Here is an 18,439-nt window from a genome sequence, read left to right as displayed (position 1 = left end):
GGTGCGGGGCGGCGGCAGCGGTGACGGGAGCGGGCGTGGTGAGCGAGGACGGGCGCAGGCTCGACGAGGCCGAGTTGGGGAGCGGGCTCGGGGTACGGGCCACGCTGGTGCAGTTCTCCAGCGCCTTCTGCCAGCCCTGCCGGGCGACCCGGCGCACCCTGGCCGAGGTGGCCGCCATGGTGGACGGCGTCGCGCATGTGGAGATCGACGCCGAGGAGCGGCTCGCCCTCGTGCGCGAACTGGGCATCGTGAAGACGCCGACGGTGCTCGTGCTCGACGCGACGGGCCGCATCGTGCGCCGGGCGTCCGGACAGCCCCGGCGTGCGGACGTCATCGCCGCGCTCGGGCGAGCGGTGTGAGGGCACGTAGTGAGGGGGCGCAGTGAGGGATCTCCCAGATTCCGGCGGGCACTTGACTGCGTGCGCCCCCGATTGTCAGTCTGACGATGTGCCGACCGACCTCCTTCTCCATGGACGCGCCCATGTGGACCTCGCCCGCAACGCGAGCGCGCGCTGTCCGGGCTGCTGACCGTCCGCAGCCCCTGTCGCACCCACCGCAGAAGGACAATTCGATGACGGCCTCGCCCGAGCTCGGTACCGACAGGACGGCCTCTCCCGACCTGCTCAAGTCGGTCTTCCGCCAGCACGCCGCGGGTGTCGCGGTGATCACCGCCCAGCGTGGCGGCCGGCCCGTCGGCTTCACCGCCACCTCCCTCAACTCCGTGGCCGCCGAGCCTCCGTTGATCTCCTTCGGAATCGGCACCGGCTCATCGAGCTGGCCCGTGATCGCCGAGGCCGGCCACATCGGCGTGCACATCCTCGGCGAGCACCAGCAGGACCTGGCCGCCACGTTCGCCCGCAGCGGCGCCGACCGGTTCGGCGCCCCCACCCGCTGGCGCGCCGGCCCCGAGGGGGTGCCCGTGCTCGACGGCGTACTGGCCTGGCTGGTCTGCAAGGTGGTAGCTCGCGTCCCGGCCGGCGACCACCGCATCGTGCTCGCCCAGGCGGTCGTCGGCGACCCGGCGGGCGGCGGCCGTCCGCTCCTCTACCACCAGGGCCGCTTCAACGCGCTGCGCGACTGAGAGTTCCCCCGCAGGACCGATTACTCAGCGTTGGCAAGGTCACAGTTCAAAGCGCTTGCTTACTGGGAACAAGCTGGGTGTACTGGCGAGTAATATTTCGTTCGGAGCGCCGGTCGCCCCGACCGGAAACCGCCCCATCAGGCGCCTATGCTGCGTGCAACAAGGCAGCCCAGAAATGACGATGCAGTAGGAGAGCCGGCGTGAGCTTGAGGATCGTTGTCTGTGTGAAGTACGTGCCCGACGCCACCGGCGACCGGCACTTCGCCGATGACCTGACCGTCGACCGCGACGACGTCGACGGCCTCCTTTCGGAGCTCGACGAGTACGCGGTCGAGCAGGCACTGCAGATCGCCGACGAGGCGGACGACGCGGAGATCACCGTCCTGACCGTCGGTCCCGAGGACGCCAAGGACGCGCTGCGCAAGGCGCTGTCGATGGGTGCCGACAAGGCCGTCCACGTCGAGGACGACGACCTGCACGGCACCGACGTGATCGGCACCTCGCTGGTCCTTGCCAAGGCCATTGAGAAGACCGGCTACGACCTGGTCATCTGCGGTATGGCGTCCACCGACGGCACCATGGGCGTGCTGCCCGCCCTGCTCGCGGAGCGTCTGAACGTCCCGCAGGTCACGCTGCTTTCCGAGGTCTCGGTCGAGGACGGCACCGTCAAGGGCCGCCGCGACGGCGACACCGCCTCCGAGCAGCTTGAGGCCTCTCTGCCGGCCGTCGTGTCGGTGACGGACCAGTCGGGCGAGGCCCGCTACCCGTCCTTCAAGGGCATCATGGCCGCCAAGAAGAAGCCGGTCGAGGCGCTGGACCTGGGTGACCTGGACCTCGACGCCGACGAGGTCGGCCTCGCTGGCGCCTGGACCGCGGTCGACTCCGCGGCCGAGCGTCCGGCCCGCACCGCGGGCACGATCGTCAAGGACGAGGGCGAGGGCGGCAAGCAGCTGGCTGAGTTCCTCGCGAGCCAGAAGTTCATCTAAGTGCCCGGCCGGTCCGGGAACCTTCCGGGCCGACTCCGCATTTAGGGCTCGCCGAGCCCCTCAACTGCCCGCCGTTTCTTCGCACTTGCAGGAGATTGAAGTCCCATGGCTGAAGTTCTGGTCTACGTCGACCACGTGGACGGTGCCGTCCGCAAGCCCACCCTTGAACTGCTGACCCTAGCCCGCCGCATCGGCGAGCCGGTCGCCGTCGCGCTCGGTTCCGGTGCCGAGAACACCGCGGCCGCGCTCGCCGAGCACGGCGCGGTCAAGGTCCTCACCGCCGACGCCCCCGAGTTCACCGACTACCTCGTCGTACCGAAGGTGGACGCGCTCCAGGCCGCGTACGAGGCCGTGTCCCCGGCCGCCGTGCTGGTGCCGTCCTCCGCCGAGGGCAAGGAGATCGCGGCCCGCCTCGCGGTCCGCATCGGCTCGGGCATCATCACCGACGCCATCGACCTGGAGGCCGGCGAGGAGGGCCCGGTGGCCACGCAGTCCGCGTTCGCCGCCTCCTTCACCACCAAGTCCCGCGTCTCCAAGGGCACCCCGGTCATCACGGTCAAGCCGAACTCGGCCGCCGTGGAGGCCGCCCCGGCCGCGGGCGCCGTCGAGGCCCTGTCGGTCACCTTCTCCGCGCTGGCCACCGGCACCAAGGTCACCTCGCGCACCCCGCGCGAGTCGACCGGCCGCCCCGAGCTGACCGAGGCCGCGATCGTGGTCTCCGGCGGCCGCGGCGTCAACGGCGCCGAGAACTTCGCGATCATCGAGGCCCTCGCCGACTCCCTCGGCGCGGCCGTCGGTGCCTCGCGTGCCGCGGTGGATGCGGGCTGGTACCCGCACTCCAACCAGGTCGGCCAGACCGGCAAGTCGGTCTCGCCGCAGCTGTACATCGCCAACGGCATCTCCGGCGCCATCCAGCACCGGGCCGGCATGCAGACCTCGAAGACCATCGTGGCCGTCAACAAGGACGCCGAGGCCCCGATCTTCGACCTGGTCGATTACGGCGTCGTCGGCGACCTGTTCCAGGTCGTTCCGCAGCTGACCGAAGAGGTCAACTCCCGCAAGGGCTGACCTGCGTCTTTCGTTCGGTCCCGGGGCCGCGTGGTGATCTTCACCGCGCGGCCTCCGGTCGTTTCGGCGGCCCGCTGATAAGCATTGACGCGAACGCGGTGGCCTTATAACTTCACTATGCGGATTAACGATTCCGTGAAGCGGAAAAGTTCGAGTGTGCGGAGGGTGCAGGATGGGTCAGCAGGAGCAGGTGGCAACGAGCCTCGCCGGCGTCGTCAGCGAGGAGATCAGTGCCTCCCTCGTCGCGGTGGACCAGGAGCTCGCCCGCCGTTACCCGGGCGACCCCGGCACCCGCCAGCCCGTGCACACCGTCTACGTACCCGGCGACGCCTTCGACGCGGGCACCATCCGCTCCTGGGGCGACCAGGCACTGGCCGCCCTCGACGAGCACGCCCCGGACGCCGCCGCCTTCGCCAAGGTCCTCGGCATCGCCGACGAACTCGCGCGGCCCGTGTACGACCGGGTCCGCGCCAAGCTGCGGCGCGAGCCCGTCGAAGACCTCCGCGTCGACTTCGAGGACGGCTACGGCCCGCGCCCCGACGCCGAGGAGGACGCCGACGCCGCCCGCGCGGCCCGCCTCATCGCCGAAGCCTTCCAGAACGGCACGGCCGCCCCGTACATGGGCATCCGGATGAAGTGCATGGAAGCCGCCGTCCGCGACCGCGGCATCCGCACCACGGACGTCTTCCTCACCACCCTGATGCGGCACGGCGGCCTCCCCGAGGGCCTCGTGCTCACCCTGCCGAAGGTCACCTACCCCGAGCAGGTCACCGCCTTCGTACGGCTGCTCAGCGCCTTCGAGAAGGTCCACGGCCTGCCCGAGGGGCGGCTCGGCTTCGAGATCCAGATCGAGACCAGCCAGTCCATCCTGGCCGCCGACGGCACCGCCGCCGTGGCCAGGATGATCGACGCCGCCCAGGGCCGCGCCACCGGACTGCACTACGGCACCTTCGACTACAGCGCCTGCGTCGGCGTCTCCGCCGCCTACCAGGCCAGCGACCACCCCGCCGCCGACCACGCCAAGGCCGTCATGCAGGTCGCCGCCGCCGGCACCGGCGTACGCGTCTCGGACGGTTCCACCAACGTGCTCCCCATCGGCTCCACCGAGCACGTCCACGAGGCCTGGCGCCTGCACTACGGGCTCACCCGCCGCGCCCTGGCCCGCGCCTACTACCAGGGCTGGGACATGCACCCCGGCCACCTGCTGACCCGATACGCCGCCGTGTACGCCTTCTACCGCGAGGGCCTGGAGCAGGCCGCCGGACGCCTCGCCGCGTACGTCGCCAAGACCGAGGGCGACGTCATGGACGAGCCCGCCACCGCCAAGGCGCTCAGCGGCTACCTGCTGCGCGGCCTGGACTGCGGCGCCCTCGACACCGCCGAAGTGGCCCGCCTGACCGGCCTGACCCGCGCCGACCTCGACGCCTTCGCCTCGCCCCGCCGCGGCACCCTGACCGTCACCGCCCCGTAGCGGACCCGGGACGCCACGGCCCGAAGCGCCGTCACGGCCGCCCCGTACTCGGCACGCCCAGGGCCAGGAACCGGGCCCCCGCCTGGTGCTCATCGGCGCCGGGGTCGCCCACGAGGCCTGGAGGTCTGCTGATCGGCGCGCTACGCACCGGCCGGCGGCGGGATCTCGCCGGAGCCGCGCTCGATCAGCACGGTGGGCAGTTCGACGCGCGCGGGCGCCTCGTCCGCGCCGTCGAGACGGTGGAAGAGACGCTCGGCCGCCGTGCGGCCCAGCGTGGCGGCGTCCTGCGAGATGACCGTGATGCCGAGCAGGTCAGCGAGTTCGATGTCGTCGAAGCCGACCAGCGCGACCGGGCGTTCGCGGCCCGCGAGAACACGCACGGCCGTGACCGTCACCCGGTTGTTCCCCGCGAACAGCGCGGTGACCGGCTCGGGGCCCGCCAGCATCGACTCGGCGGCCTCGCGCACGCGCTCCGGGTCGGTGGAGCCCAGCGACACCCAGGAGTCGTCGACCGGCAGACCGGCCTCCTCCATCGCCGCGCGGTAGCCCCGCAGCCGCTCGACGGCCGTGTGGATGCGCGGCTGGTCGCCGATGAAGCCGATCCTGCGGTGGCCGTGCGCGATCAGATGCGCCACTCCCGCGCGGGCGCCGCCGAAGCTGTCCGAGAGGACCACGTCCGCGTCGATCTGCCCGGCCGGACGGTCCACGAACACCGTCGCCACACCCGCCTTTATCTCCGGTTCGAGATAGCGGTGGTCGGATCCGGCGGGGATCACGATCAGCCCGTCCACCCGGCGGGCGCAGAACGCGAGCACCAACTCCTGCTCGCGATCGGGGTCTTCGGCACTGGACCCGTTGATGAGCAGCGCCCCGTGCTCCCGCGCCACCTCCTCCACGGCCCGGCTGAGCGGCCCGTAGAACGGGTCGGCGAGGTCTTCGAGTACCAGGCCGATCGACGCGGTACGCCCCTTGCGCAGCACCCGCGCACTGTCATTGCGGCGGAAGCCGAGCGCCTCGATGGCCTCCTGCACCCGCCGCTCGGTGTCCGGGGTCACCCCGGGCTCGCCGTTGACCACCCGGGACACCGTTTTGAGGCCGACACCGGCCCGCGTGGCGACATCCTTCATCGTCGGACGGTTGCCGTAGCGGGGCTCGTGGTGGCGGGCATTCTCGGCCACAGTGCGCTGTCCTGTCGTCGTCGGGAGCCGTCCGGCGCGGTCGGGTGCCATAACGGTCTGTGTGGCGTCGAGCATAGGCCCTGGACAACGTTGTCACATGCATGGAGACTCTCATCTTGACCTGCCGTTACCCGTCCTCACCAGGAGATCCGACCTCGATGCACACCGACCTCGTCGCCGCGCTCGACATCGGCGGCACCAAGATCGCCGGAGCCCTGGTGGACGCCGAAGGCCGGCTTCTCGTCCGGGCGCAGCGGCCGACTCCCGCCCATGAGGACGGCGACACGGTGATGCGCACGGCCGAGGCGGTCATCGCCGAGCTGACCGCTTCCCCGCTGTGGGAGCGGACGAGCGCGGTCGGCATCGGCAGCGCCGGACCCGTGGACGCCTCGACGGGCACGGTCAGCCCCGTCAACATCCCCGGCTGGCGCGGCTTTCCGCTGGTCGAGCGGGTACGCGCGGCCACCGGCGGACTCGACGTCGAACTCGTCGGCGACGGCGTCGCGATGACCGCCGCCGAACACTGGCTCGGCGCGGCCCGCGGCTACGACAACGCCCTGTGCATGGTCGTCTCGACCGGCGTCGGGGGCGGTCTCGTTCTCGGCGGCACACTGCACCCCGGCCCCACCGGCAACGCGGGCCACATCGGCCACATCAGCGTCGACCTCGACGGCGACCCCTGCCCGTGCGGTGCGCGCGGCTGTGTGGAACGGATCGCCAGCGGCCCGAACATCGCCCGCCGCGCCCTGGACAACGGCTGGCGGCCGGGCGGCGACGGCGACACCTCGGCCGCCGCCGTCGCCGCGGCCGCCCGGGCCGGCGACCCGGTCGCCGTCGCGTCCTACGAGCGCGCGGCCCAGGCGCTGGCCGCCGCCATCGCCGCGACCGCGACGCTCGTCGAGATCGAGATCGCGGTCATCGGCGGGGGAGTGGCAGGAGCGGGCGACGTACTGTTCGCCCCCCTGCGCCGCGCCCTGCGCGAGTACGCCACGCTCTCCTTCGTCCAGCGGCTCACCGTCGCGCCCGCCCTGACGGGGACGGACGCGGGACTGGTGGGCGCGGCGGCGGCCGCTTCGGTACGGCTGGTGGGGGAAGCCGCGTTGATCAAGTGACGGTCAGCGTCTGATAGCCGTCAGCCGTCAGCAAACCACCCGCGCATTCCCCCAGTCCGCGTGGTCCGAGTCCACCCCGTCCCCGCCGTCCGTGACGACGAGGTGCACGGTCTTCGCGCCGGTGATGTTCGCGGACAGCGGCTGCGGCGGCATCGGATTGGTCAGGACGCCGGTGGACGCGAGCCGGTGGCCGTCGGCCCAGATCTCGAACGTCACCGTTCCTTTGCCCCCCGTCTCGTCGTCCACGCCGACCATCGCGGAGACCGTGGAGCAGCCGCCTCCCGTGTAGTAGGCGATGTCGCTCGCCGCGTGGGCGCCGAGCCCCTTGGCGTACACCGTGCCGCCGACGGTGATCGGACGGCCGTCACCGGCCGCGCTCTCGCCGTTGCTGGTGTCCCGCTCCACCGGGCCCCAGCCGTTGGCCGCCGAGATCCAGGGCAGATCGCTCAGGTAGGAGGTCCCGGCGGGCGGTGGCGTCACGACATGGGCCTGGACGGGCAGGGACTGCGTGACGCGGCCGCCGGCGGGTGCGCGGTAGGAGGAGGTCAGCGTCAGGTCGTACGCGCCGTTCGGCGTGCCCGCCGGGGCCGTCAGCTCCCAGGTCGTCGTGAGGGACCTGCCCGTCGGGAGGGCGGGTGACGACGTGGGCGACAGCGCCCTGATGCCCCAGCCCGCAGGACCGGTGAGCGCGGTGTCGGTGGACAGGGCCGGAGTGCGGCCGAGGTCGGTGACCGTGGCCGTCACGCGGGCCGGCTTGGCCGACTCCACCAACGGCCCGCCGTCCAGGCCGGTTTCGACGGCCGGCGGATACTGCGCCCACGCGTGGCCGGGCGCGATCCGCAGCAGTACCGTGCCGTGCGCCGGGACGGTCGCGGCGACCGTGCCCGCCGTGTTGTACGTCCGGTGCTGCCACAGATCGCGCTGGGTGTACGCGGCGGCGCGCGGCAGTCCGAGGGACTTGGCCGTCGTCGCGATCCGCTGCGGGCTGTCCGTCTCGTTGAACAGGGCGACGGTCCGGCTGCCGTCCTTCATCTCCTTGGCGACCACCCACCGCCCGCCGGCGGAGGTCAGTACCGTGCCCTGCTTGCCGAGCGGGTCCTGGTCGACGGCGGTGACCTCCTTGTTGGCGAGGATCTCGTACGTCGCCGGGGTCGCCTTGCGCAGATCGGAGCCGATCAGCAGCGGCGCCGCCATGATCGACCACATCGAGAAGTGGCTGCGGTACTCGGTGTCCGTCATTCCGCCGTTGCCCACTTCGAGCATGTCGGGGTCGTTCCAGTGGCCGGGCCCGGCGGCCGGCGCCAGCGGCAGGTTCTCCTTCAGGATCGACAGCATGCTGCCCCAGCTGTCGCTGATGTCGCCCGTGGTGCGCCACAGGTTGCCGACGCCGGAGGCCCACTCCCAGGGCTTGTTCTCGCCCCATTCGCAGAGGCTGTAGACGATGGGGCGGCCGGTCGCCTTCAGCGCGTCGCGCATCGTGGTGTAGCGGAGCTTGGCGTCGACACCCAGGTTGTTGCAGTTGTCGTACTTGAGGTAGTCGACTCCCCAGTCCGCGAACTGCCGGGCGTCGCTGTACTCATGGCCGAGCCCACCGGGGAACCCGGCGCTGTTGCACGTCTTGATACCCGCACTCGTGTAGACGCCGAACTTCAGCCCCTTGGAGTGGACGTAATCGGCAACCGCCTTGATTCCGTGGGGGAACCGGACCGGATCGGGGACGAGCTTGCCCTGCGCGTCGCGCTGCGGAAGCGCCCAGCAGTCGTCGAGGTTGACGTACTGGTAGCCCGCGTCCTTGAGCCCCTTGGCGATGAACAGGTCGGCGATGCCCTCGACCATCTTCTCGTTGAACTCGGCCCGGCAATGGGTGGAGTTCCAGTTGTTGAAACCCATCGGAGGGGTGAGCGCGAGCCCGTTGCCGAGCCGCGGGGCGGCCGGCGCGGCCGGGGCGGGATCCGCCGCAGCGGCCGGAGCGGCGAGCCCTGCCGTACAGAGCAGGCCGGCAGCCAGCGCTCCGACGACTCTGCCGCGTCTTTGATGGGTGGTACGGGTGGGAAGGTGACGCATCGTTACGTTCCTCCGTGCTCGTACGAGATAGGACGACTTCATGTCCCTGTCAGTCGCCTGTGGGCGACGAGCGTTTACGGTAGGGCTTGTTGAACTATGTTGGAAGAGATGCGGTAACGGTTGCTCGCTTTTACGTCAAACCCCTTGACGGCGCCCTGGCTTGGGGGTGTGATCCAAGTCTCGCGTTTGGTTGTGTTGGGTTGCACCCTGGAGGAGGGGGACATGGCGCAGTCATCGTTCAACGGTTCGGTCACGCCCGGTGGCGTGTCAGGACATCGGATGTCCCGGCGGAATCTTCTGCGTGGTGCGGCGATCGGCGCCGGGGCGGTGACCCTGCCCTCGCTGCTCGCCGCGTGCAGCAGCGGTCCCGGCGGGGACACCAAGACGATCCGGCTGGGTTCGAACTCGTCGGACGCCGTCCCCGAGAAGGCGTTCGCCGACGCGTTCGCGGCGTACCAGAAGCAGTCCAAGGAAGGCCGCAAGATCAAGGTCAACACCGTTGACCACAACACCTTCCAGGAGAACATCAACCGCTATCTGCAGGGCAAGCCGGACGACGTCTTCATGTGGTTCGCGGGCTACCGCATGCAGTTCTTCGCCCAGAAGGGCCTGCTGTACGACATCAGCGACCTCTGGCAGGGCTTCCAGGGCTTCTCCGACGCGCTGAAGGCGCAGTCGACCGGCGCGGACGGCAAGCAGTACTTCGTGCCGTACTACTACTACCCCTGGGCGGTCTTCCACCGCGCGAGCCTCTTCACGGAGCGCGGGTACCAGGCACCCAAGACGCTCGACCAGTACATCGAGCTCGCGAAGCAGATGCAGAAGGACAAGCTCGACCCCATCGCGTTCTGCGACAAGGACGGCTGGCCCGCCATGGGCACCTTCGACTACCTCAACATGCGCACCAACGGCTACGACTTCCACAAGAGCCTGATGGCAGGCAAGGAGGCGTGGACCGACAAGCGGGTCAAGGACGTCTTCGACTCCTGGCGCAGAATCCTTCCGTACTGCCAGAAGGGCGCCAACGGACGCACCTGGCAGGAGTCCGCGCAGAGCCTCCAGAAGAAGCAGTCGGGCATGGCGGTCTTCGGAATGCCGCACGTGGGACAGCAGTTCCCCGAGGCCGAGCGGGACGACATCGCGTTCTTCCCGTTCCCGGAGATCAACCCGCAGTACGGACAGGACGCGGTCGAGGCCCCCATCGACGGCTTCCTCCTCGCCAAGAACTCGAAGACGCTGAAGAACAAGCAGGCCATGGCGAGCGCCAAGGACCTCCTCAGCTGGCTGGCCACGCCCAAGGCCGAGGACACCTACCTCGCGGGCGACCCGAACAACATCGCGGTCAACAGCGGGGCGGACACCTCGAAGTACAGCTCGCTGCAGAAGAAGGCGGTCGAGCTGGTCTCCGGCGCCAAGCAGATCTCGCAGTTCCTGGACCGCGACACCCGCCCCGACTTCGCCTCCACGGTGATGATCCCGGCCATCCAGAAGTTCATCGGCAACCCGAACGACGTCGACGGCCTCGTCAACGACATCGAGCGGCAGAAGAAGACCATCTTCGCCTCCGAAGGCTGACGGTCGCCCGCTCCCAACCGACCGACGCCCGTTTCGACTTGGAGTACTCAGCCGTGGCGCTCACCACCGCGCGGCGCGGAGGACGACGGGGTCCCAGGCGGTTCACCGCCCGCGACCTCGTCGTCCTCGGCGTGCTGCTTGGCATACCCGTCCTGCTCGACATCGCCATCGTGTGGGGGCCGACCCTCGCCTCCGTCGTCCTGTCCTTCACCAGCTGGGACGGCATCGGCGACATCAAATGGGTCGGCACGCAGAACTACACCAACCTCTTCACCAACTACCCGCCGTTCTGGCCGGCGGTCCGGCACAACCTGATGTGGCTGGCCGTACTGGGCTTCGTGGCCACGCCGTTCGGGCTGCTGCTCGCCGTCCTCATCGACAAGGGCGTACGGTTCAGCCGCTTCTACCAGTCGACGCTGTACATGCCGGTCGTCCTGTCGCTCGCCGTCGTCGGCTTCATCGCCCAGCTCGTCTTCTCCCGCGACCAGGGAGCGCTCAACGCCCTTCTCGGCAACAGGGACAACCCGACCGACTGGCTCGGCGACCCGAACCTCAACATCTGGATGATCCTGCTGGCCGCGGCCTGGCGGCACACGGGCTACGTGATGATCCTCTACCTCGCCGGGCTCAAAGCCGTCGACCCCTCCCTCAAGGAAGCCGCCGCCATCGACGGCGCGAGCGAGCGCCAGACCTTCTTCCGGGTCGTCTTCCCGACCCTGCGCCCCGTCAACGTCATCGTCGGCGTCATCACGGTCATCGAATCGTTGCGCGCCTTCGACATCGTGTACGCCGTCAACCACGGCCGCAACGGCCTCGAAGTGCTCTCGGTGCTCGTCACCGACAACATCATCGGCGAGGCCAGCCGCATCGGCTTCGGCTCGGCGATCGCCGTGGTGCTGCTGACCGTCTCCCTCGGGTTCGTCATCACGTACCTGGTGCAGGAGATCCGAGGAGAGAAGAACCGATGACCACCAGCACCGCGCCCGCCCCCACGGCCACCGCCCCGGCGACGGCACCGGCCGCCCGGCGGCGCCGGGCGCGCCCGGGACGCATCGGCGTGCACGCGTTCCTCCTGACGGTCTCGCTCGCCTTCCTCGCACCGCTGCTGCTCGCGGTGTACGCGTCGCTGCGCCCCTACGACGAGACGTCGAAGTACGGCTACTTCTCGCTGCCCAGACACCTCTCCTTCGCCTACTACCAACAGGCCTTCAGCGACTCGGGCATGACGAAGTACTTCGTCAACACCCTGATCATCGCGGTGCCCGGCGTGATCCTCGTCCTCTTCTTCGCCTCGTTCGTGGCCTTCGCCGTCTCGCGGCTCAAACTCCGCGGCGGAATCGTCCTGTTGATGCTGTTCACGGCAGGCAACCTGCTGCCCCAGCAGGTGATCGTGACTCCGCTGTACGTCGTGTTCAACCGCATCCCGCTGCCGTACTGGATGTCCGACTCGATGACGATGTTCGACTCGTACTGGGCGGTCATCGCCGTCCAGGTCGGCTTCCAGATCGGCTTCTGCGTCTTCGTCCTCGCCAACTTCATGCGCACCCTGCCGCAGGAGATCCTGGAGGCGGCGATCGTGGACGGCGCCGGAGTGTGGACCCAGTACTGGCGCATCACCCTGCCGCTGTGTCGCCCGGCCCTCGCGGCGCTCGCGACCCTCCAGTTCACCTGGATGTACAACGACTTCCTGTGGGCCCTTGTCTTCATGTCCGACGGCGACAAACTGCCGATCACCTCGGCGCTGAACAACCTGCGCGGCGAGTTCTTCACGGACTACAACCTGCTGGCAGCGGGCTCGGTGATCGTGGCCCTGCCCACGCTGATCGTCTTCCTGCTGCTGCAACGGCACTTCATCGCGGGGCTCACGCTGGGATCCAGCAAGGGGTGAAGCGGGCGGCCGGGGTTCGGGACCGCCGGGCCCCCGGTCCGCCGCCCGGATCAAAAATGCCTCGCTCCCGCCGTCAACACAGGTCAAGCTGCTTGCGACAGCACACTTCCCTGGAGCAGCAGTGATCGACCTCGACCGTCTCATCCCGCCCGCCGGCCTCGCCGCGGCCCTCGACGCCGGGCACGTCGTCCGCAAGGCGCACCCCGAACTGCCCTTGTCGATCTACTCGTACAGCAGGTTGTGTCAGTACGAACAGGCGTGGAACGAGGTCACCACGCGCTGCCGAGGTCTGGTGGTCGACGACACGAGCGGCACGGTCGTCGCGCACTGCCTGCCCAAGTTCTTCAACGTAGGCGAGCACACCCTCGGCCGCTCCTACGCGCGCCCGCTGCCCGACGAGCCGTTCGAGGTGTACGACAAGGTCGACGGATCGCTCGGCATCGCCTTCCACTACGAGGGCCGCTGGCGGGTCGCATCGCGTGGCTCGTTCACCTCCGAACAGGCCGTCTGGGCAAGCGCATGGCTCGACGGACGGGACACGGCGACGCTGCGCCCCGGCGTCACCTACCTCGCGGAGATCCTCTACCCGGAGAACCGGATCGTCGTCGACTACGGCGGCCGGCGCGACCTGGTGCTGCTCGCCGCGTACGACTGCGCGGGCCGCGAGATCGAGCTGTCCCGGGCCGCCGAAGACTGGGCGCCGGTCGGCTCCGTGGCCCGTACGTGGCCCGCGATGCCGCTCGCCGAACTCCTCGAACGCGCCGGGGCCAACGTCCACGCCGACGGCCGGGCGGCCACCGGCACCGACGCCGAGGGCTATGTCATCCGGTACGCCTCCGGGCTGCGGGTCAAGGCGAAGATCAGCGAGTACGTGCGGCTGCACAAGGTGCTGACCGGCATCACCGAACGCGACATCTGGCGGTTCCTCGGCATCCGCCGGTTCGCCGGAGCGGACCCCAAACGCCTCGCCCAGGCGCTCGGCTGCGGCCCCGGCGAGATCGCCGAACTCACCGCGGACGGCGCCGATCCGCTGGAGGCGATGCTGGCGCAGGTTCCCGACGAGTTCGACCTGTGGGTACAGTCCGTGGCGGCGCGCCTCGAAGGGCGGGCCGCCGAACTGGCCGCGCTCGCCGAGGAAAGCTTCCGCCGGGTCGCCCATCTCGCCGCGGACCGCGGCGCGTTCGCCCGCGCCGCCCAGCAGATCCGGGAGCGCACCGTGCGCGCGGCCGTCTTCCAGCTGCTCGACGGCCGCGACCTCGGCCTGATGATCTGGCGGACCGTCAAACCAACGGCCGCCGACCCGTTCAAGAACGACGAAGAGAGCTGAACCCCGCCATGCCCACCGTCCACGTCATGACCGGACTGCCCGCCTCCGGAAAGACCACCGCCGCCCGCGAGATCGTCGCGGACTCCGGCGGCCAGTGCCGCCGCGTCAACCTCGACGATCTGCGCGGCATGCTCGACAACGCCGGCGCCGAGGGCGTCCGATCGCACACCGCCGAGCAGGCCGTGCTCGCCATCCAGGACGCGGTGGTGCGGGAGACACTCGCCGCGGGCTTCGACGTGGTGGTCGACAACACGCACCTGACCCCGCGCATCCCCAAGCGGCTCAAGGCCGCCGTCGCCGGGCAGGCGCGGTTCGTCGTGCACGACTTCACCGGGGTGTCGCTCGAAGAGTGCCTGCGCCGGGACGCGGCTCGCGACAAACCCGTGGGCGAGGACGTCATCCGCCTGCTGGCCGACAAGCACGCCAAGGCCGTACGCAACGGATGGCGCCTCACCGACGCCTGGATGAACGACGCCGTCAGCCTGTCGGCGGTGGAGCCCTACACCGCCGACGAGACCCTGCCCACCGCGGTGATGTGCGACATCGACGGCACCCTCGCCATCAACCTGAACCGCAACCCGTACGACTTCTCACGCTGCGAGCAGGACGGGCTGAACGCCCCGGTGCGCGACGCGCTGCTCGCCTTCCGGCGGACGCACGGCGACCGGATCGTGCTGCTGTCGGGCCGGGGCGAGGAGTTCCGGACGCAGACCGAGGCGTGGCTCGCCGCGCATGAGGTGCCGTACGACGAACTGTGGATGCGGGCGGCCGGCGACGGGCGGCGGGACGACCTCGTGAAGGCCGAGCTGTTCGACGCGCATGTCCGCCACCGGTTCCACGTGCGCGTCAGCCTGGACGACCGCGACCGGGTGGTCGCCGTGTGGCGCCGCATCGGCCTGCCCACCTGGCAGGTCAACTACGGGGACTTCTGAGCGCCCCGCGGCTCCGCCCGGGTGGTTCCGCACATCGGGAGTGATCCGTCACGGCCCCGCCGAGCGGCGGAAATCGGACATCGCGTCGAGCGTCCGGCGGGGCCGCGCGGGCCGGGCGTCAGCCGGCCGGCTCCTGGCGCGGGCGGGTGACGACGACCAGGAACGCGTCGGACTCCAGATCCATCACGACCTCCGCCGCCACGCCCTCGTCCCTGCGGTCCCGCGCGAACTCCTCGGCAGGCCAGTGGCCACGCGGGCCACCCGCGGGAAAACGTTCCAATACCGTACGACCCATGGTGGTCGCACCCCCTTGTGTCTCTTCAGGCACTCGCACAACGACGCCTTGGCCGCCCGCGTTACGGGCCCCCGTGCCCGGTGCTCGTACAGCAGGACGCGGTACGGGGCCCAGCGGTGGCGTTCGACAAGCAACAGCCCGGCCACAGTTGAGCGCGTGATCAGAAGGGGCGGGGCCGGGCACGGGTTTCCGTGGCAGGGTGTTGCGGGCAGTCCACTGGGGGCTACCGAAGAGGGGGAACCGTGATCGTCTGGGTCAACGGTGCGTTCGGCGCGGGCAAGACCAGCACCGCGCGCGAGCTGATCGACCTGATCCCGAACAGCACGTTCTACGACCCCGAGGTGATCGGCGGGGCGCTGCGGCAGCTGCTGCCGCAGAAACTCCTCGCGCAGGTGACCGACTACCAGGACCTGCCGATCTGGCGGCGTCTGGTGGTGGACGGCGCCGCCGCGCTGCTCGCCGAGGTCGGCGGCGTCCTCGTGGTGCCGATGACACTGCTGCGGCAGGAGTACCGGGACGAGATCTTCGGCGGCCTCGCGGCCCGCCGCACACCGGTACGCCATGTGCTCCTGACCCAGGAGGAAACGATCCTGCGGGCGCGGATAGCGGCCCGGGTGGAGTTCCCCGACGACCCCGAGGCCGACGACCAGCGGGTCCGCAAGTGGGCGTACGAGCACATCGAGCCGTTCCGGCGGGCGCTGGGCTGGCTCGCCGACGACGCGTACGCCGTCGACAACGGCGGGCTCACCCCGCGCGAGACCGCCGAGCGAATAGCCGACGCGGTCCGCTCCGGAGCGGCCCGCGCCTGCCAGATCGTGCAGACCCCGGAGCCCACCGCCGAGACGCTCGCCGCCGGGGTGCTGCTCTTCGACGACCAGGACCGGGTGCTCCTGGTCGACCCCACCTACAAACCGGGCTGGGAGTTCCCCGGCGGCATCGTCGAGCGCGGCGAGGCCCCGGCCAGGGCCGGGATCCGCGAGGTCGAGGAGGAGCTGGGGGTCCGACTCGGCCGCGTACCAAGGCTGTTGGTGGTCGACTGGGAACCGCCGCGGCCACCCGGATTCGGCGGCCTGCGGCTGCTCTTCGACGGCGGCCGGCTCGACAGCGCGAGCGCCGGGCAGGTGCTGCTGCCCGGCTCCGAGCTGCGCGGCTGGCGCTTCGTCAGCGAGCAGGAGGCGGCCGGACTGCTGCCGCCCGCCCGCTTCGAGCGGCTGCGCTGGGCGCTGCGGGCCCGGGAGCGGTCAACCGTGCTCAACCTGGAGGCCGGAGTCCCGGTCGGCTGAGGCCTTCATGACGGCCGCCGCGTCCTCGGTCAGCGGGTCGCCGTGCCCGAAACACACGGTGTCCGCGCCGAGATCGGCGAGGCGGCGGAACGAGGCGAGCGCCCGCTCCCGGTCGGTGTTGAACACGCCGACCATCACCTGGCCGACCCCGGCCACGCTGTCGCCGGTGAACAGCACGCCGTGGCGCGGCAGATGGACCGCCATCGAGCCGTCGGTGTGGCCGGGACAGTGGACGGCGACCGCGCCGTCACCGAAGCCCAGCGCGTCGCCGTCGCCGACCTCGCGGTCCACCCGGGTCGGCGGTGCCTCCGGAAGCGTCAACCCGTGCTCGTACAGCGGGACTTCCCAGTCCAGGAGCACCGGCTCGGACATCGCCACCTCGCCCCTGATCACCGGGGCGTCGAGGCGGTGCGCGATCACCTCGGCGCCGTAGCGCTCGGCGAGCTCGCCGGCCGCGCCGAAGTGGTCGCGGTGGCAGTGTGTGATCACGATGCGGCGGATGGCGGCCGGGTCGAGCCCGAGTCCGCGGATCGCCTCCTCGATGGGCGCCGCGGCGTTCGCGTCGCCCGCGTCGATGAGCGTCAGCCCGTCGTCGTCGCGCCACAGATACGCCTGGCCGATGGGGAAGCGGAACATGTGCAGCCGGGGGAGGACTTCTACGAGATCCATGCGGCGAACGTACGTCGGCGACGTAGTCCGCCGCATGGATCTACGCTCTGGGCGATGTCCGCCGAGCGCTTAACCCATCGGCCCGTACTGGCTCAACTCCGCTTGGAATCCGCGTAGTTGACCAGGAAGTGCGCCTCGGCGACCGAGAGGCGCTCCAGCTCCTCGGGCGACACGCTCTCGTTCACGGCGTGGATCTGCGCCTCCGGCTCGCTCAGCCCGATCAGCAGGATCTCCGCCTGTGGGTACAGCGCCGCCAGGGTGTTGCACAGCGGGATCGAGCCGCCCATGCCGGAGGACTGCATCTCCTCGCCCGGGTAGGCCACGGCCATCGCCTCGGCCATCGAGGTGTACGCCGGGCTGTTGATGTCCGCGCGGAACGGCTGGCCCTGGCCGACCTGCTCGAAGGAGACCCGGGCGTTCCACGGGACGTGCTTCTCGATGTGCGCGTACAGCAGCTTGGTCGCCTCGGCGGCGTCCTGGCCGGGCGGCACCCGCAGGCTGATCTGGGCGCGGGCGCTCGCCGGGATGGACGGCGTCGCACCGGCCACCGGGTGGCAGTCGATGCCGATGACGGTGACGGCCGGACGGGCCCAGATGCGGTCGGCCACGGTTCCGGTGCCCGGCAGCGACACACCGTCGATGACCTTGGCGTCCTGGCGGAACTCGGCCTCCGGGTACTGCAGACCGTCCCACTCGGAGTCCGCGGCGAGACCCTCGATGACCGTCTGGCCGTGCTCGTCGCGCAGCGAGTCGAGCACGCGGATGAGCGCGGCCAGCGCGTCCGGCGCGGCACCGCCGAACTGGCCCGAGTGCAGATTGCCCGCAAGGGTGTCGATCCGGACCCGGATCATGGTCATGCCGCGCAGCGTCGCCGTCACCGTGGGCAGGCCGACCCGGAAGTTGCCGGTGTCGCCGATGACGATGGCGTCGGCCGTCAGCAGTTCGGGGTGCGCCTCGGCGTACTGCTCCAGGCCGCCGGTGCCCTGCTCCTCCGAGCCTTCCACGATCACCTTCACGGAGACCGGGACGCCGCCGTTCGCCTTGAGGGCGCGCAGCGCGAGCAGATGCATGATGAACCCGCCCTTGCAGTCCGCCGCGCCCCGGCCGTACCAGCGGCCGCCGCGCTCGGTCAACTCGAACGGCGGGGTCACCCACGCGGACTCGTCAAGTTTCGGCTGCACGTCGTAGTGCGCGTAGAGCAGCACCGTCGGCGCCCCCACCGGGCCGGGCAGCAGTCCGTACACCGACTGCGAACCGTCGGGGGTGTCGAGCAGCGCGACGTCCTGGAAGCCCTCGGCCCGCAGGGCGTCGGCCACCCAGTTCGCGGCGGCCTCGCACTCGCTCCGCGGTGCCACCGCCTCGTCCGCAATCGACTGGAACGCGACCAGCTCCGTCAGCTCCGCCTTGGCCCGGGGCATCAGGGCGGCGATGGTCTCGGCAATCGGATGTGCGGTCATGGGCACGCTCCTCGTGGGTGCGACGTTGTATGTACACATACGAAGGTGCACGT

The 18,439-nt window shown here is 70.4% G+C and carries 17 protein-coding genes; 12 read left to right on the top strand and 5 right to left on the bottom strand.

All coding sequences use genetic code 11. The features are described 5' to 3' along the window. Positions 1 to 38 precede the first annotated feature (38 nt). The 5 genes from ACIBK6_RS14715 (at position 39) to ACIBK6_RS14695 (ending at position 4,606) form a co-directional block, all read left to right on the top strand. Positions 39 to 359 (top strand): TlpA family protein disulfide reductase, encoded by a 321-nt coding sequence (locus ACIBK6_RS14715; protein ID WP_399051588.1) that lies wholly within the window; start codon positions 39 to 41, stop codon positions 357 to 359. A gap of 212 nt (positions 360 to 571) precedes the next feature. Further along, positions 572 to 1,081, top strand: a complete 510-nt coding sequence (locus ACIBK6_RS14710; RefSeq protein ID WP_399051587.1) for a flavin reductase family protein — start codon at positions 572 to 574, stop codon at positions 1,079 to 1,081. A gap of 200 nt (positions 1,082 to 1,281) precedes the next feature. Then, the gene (locus ACIBK6_RS14705; protein ID WP_399051586.1) at positions 1,282 to 2,067 is read left to right on the top strand and encodes an electron transfer flavoprotein subunit beta/FixA family protein; all 786 of its coding nucleotides are present in this window, start codon (positions 1,282 to 1,284) and stop codon (positions 2,065 to 2,067) included. Between the two features lie 105 nt (positions 2,068 to 2,172). Next, the gene (locus ACIBK6_RS14700; RefSeq protein WP_399051585.1) at positions 2,173 to 3,135 is read left to right on the top strand and encodes an electron transfer flavoprotein subunit alpha/FixB family protein; all 963 of its coding nucleotides are present in this window, start codon (positions 2,173 to 2,175) and stop codon (positions 3,133 to 3,135) included. A 172-nt stretch (positions 3,136 to 3,307) separates the two neighbouring features. Beyond that, entirely contained in the window at positions 3,308 to 4,606 is a 1,299-nt protein-coding gene (locus tag ACIBK6_RS14695) for a DUF6986 family protein (protein ID WP_399051584.1), read from the top strand. Positions 4,607 to 4,746: 140 nt separating this feature from the next. On the opposite strand, the gene ACIBK6_RS14690 is transcribed toward ACIBK6_RS14695, so the two are convergent. Beyond that, positions 4,747 to 5,784 (bottom strand): LacI family DNA-binding transcriptional regulator, encoded by a 1,038-nt coding sequence (locus tag ACIBK6_RS14690; protein WP_399051583.1) that lies wholly within the window; start codon positions 5,782 to 5,784, stop codon positions 4,747 to 4,749. Positions 5,785 to 5,942: 158 nt separating this feature from the next. On the opposite strand from ACIBK6_RS14690, the gene ACIBK6_RS14685 reads away from it, so the two are divergent. Continuing rightward, positions 5,943 to 6,896, top strand: coding sequence for an ROK family protein (locus tag ACIBK6_RS14685; protein ID WP_399051582.1), 954 nt, complete (start codon positions 5,943 to 5,945; stop codon positions 6,894 to 6,896). A 27-nt stretch (positions 6,897 to 6,923) separates the two neighbouring features. Here ACIBK6_RS14685 and ACIBK6_RS14680 read toward each other — a convergent pair whose 3' ends face one another. After that, positions 6,924 to 8,960: an NPCBM/NEW2 domain-containing protein gene (locus tag ACIBK6_RS14680; protein ID WP_399051581.1), complete on the bottom strand. Its 2,037-nt coding sequence runs from the start codon at positions 8,958 to 8,960 to the stop codon at positions 6,924 to 6,926. A gap of 279 nt (positions 8,961 to 9,239) precedes the next feature. On the opposite strand from ACIBK6_RS14680, the gene ACIBK6_RS14675 reads away from it, so the two are divergent. The 5 genes from ACIBK6_RS14675 to ACIBK6_RS14655 all read left to right on the top strand — a co-directional run bounded on the left by ACIBK6_RS14675 (position 9,240) and on the right by ACIBK6_RS14655 (position 14,682). Beyond that, a complete protein-coding gene (locus tag ACIBK6_RS14675; RefSeq protein ID WP_399051857.1) occupies positions 9,240 to 10,535 on the top strand; it encodes an ABC transporter substrate-binding protein in 1,296 nt (431 codons plus the stop codon). A 53-nt stretch (positions 10,536 to 10,588) separates the two neighbouring features. Further along, complete coding sequence (locus tag ACIBK6_RS14670; protein WP_399051580.1) at positions 10,589 to 11,503, top strand: carbohydrate ABC transporter permease; 915 nt, start codon at positions 10,589 to 10,591, stop codon at positions 11,501 to 11,503. Next, positions 11,500 to 12,423 (top strand): carbohydrate ABC transporter permease, encoded by a 924-nt coding sequence (locus ACIBK6_RS14665; RefSeq protein ID WP_399051579.1) that lies wholly within the window; start codon positions 11,500 to 11,502, stop codon positions 12,421 to 12,423. Before ACIBK6_RS14670 ends, ACIBK6_RS14665 begins: the two co-directional genes overlap by 4 nt. Positions 12,424 to 12,544: 121 nt before the next feature. After that, the gene (locus tag ACIBK6_RS14660; protein ID WP_399051578.1) at positions 12,545 to 13,750 is read left to right on the top strand and encodes a T4 RnlA family RNA ligase; all 1,206 of its coding nucleotides are present in this window, start codon (positions 12,545 to 12,547) and stop codon (positions 13,748 to 13,750) included. Positions 13,751 to 13,758: 8 nt separating this feature from the next. Further along, positions 13,759 to 14,682 (top strand): AAA family ATPase, encoded by a 924-nt coding sequence (locus ACIBK6_RS14655; protein ID WP_399051577.1) that lies wholly within the window; start codon positions 13,759 to 13,761, stop codon positions 14,680 to 14,682. A gap of 118 nt (positions 14,683 to 14,800) precedes the next feature. Here the strand turns inward: ACIBK6_RS14655 and ACIBK6_RS14650 are convergent, their stop codons facing one another. Next, positions 14,801 to 14,977, bottom strand: a complete 177-nt coding sequence (locus tag ACIBK6_RS14650) for a hypothetical protein (protein WP_399051576.1) — start codon at positions 14,975 to 14,977, stop codon at positions 14,801 to 14,803. A 242-nt stretch (positions 14,978 to 15,219) separates the two neighbouring features. Here ACIBK6_RS14650 and ACIBK6_RS14645 point away from each other — a divergent pair, with 242 nt between their 5' ends. After that, positions 15,220 to 16,260, top strand: coding sequence for an NUDIX domain-containing protein (locus ACIBK6_RS14645; protein ID WP_399051575.1), 1,041 nt, complete (start codon positions 15,220 to 15,222; stop codon positions 16,258 to 16,260). On the opposite strand, the gene ACIBK6_RS14640 is transcribed toward ACIBK6_RS14645, so the two are convergent. Both ACIBK6_RS14640 and ACIBK6_RS14635 read right to left on the bottom strand, forming a co-directional pair. Beyond that, positions 16,219 to 16,929 carry an MBL fold metallo-hydrolase gene (locus tag ACIBK6_RS14640; RefSeq protein ID WP_399051574.1) on the bottom strand — a complete coding sequence of 237 codons (711 nt, stop codon included), beginning with the start codon at positions 16,927 to 16,929 and terminating at the stop codon, positions 16,219 to 16,221. The two genes, ACIBK6_RS14645 and ACIBK6_RS14640, sit on opposite strands and share 42 nt — an antisense overlap. A 92-nt stretch (positions 16,930 to 17,021) precedes the next feature. After that, a complete protein-coding gene (locus ACIBK6_RS14635; RefSeq protein WP_399051573.1) occupies positions 17,022 to 18,386 on the bottom strand; it encodes a dipeptidase in 1,365 nt (454 codons plus the stop codon). Positions 18,387 to 18,439 lie beyond the last annotated feature (53 nt).

The sequence above is a fragment of the Streptomyces sp. NPDC050485 genome, assembly GCF_044458185.1.
GTDB lineage: Bacteria > Actinomycetota > Actinomycetes > Streptomycetales > Streptomycetaceae > Streptomyces.
Note: the sequence above shows the minus strand (reverse complement) of the source record. Positions and strands in the feature narration are given on the sequence as shown.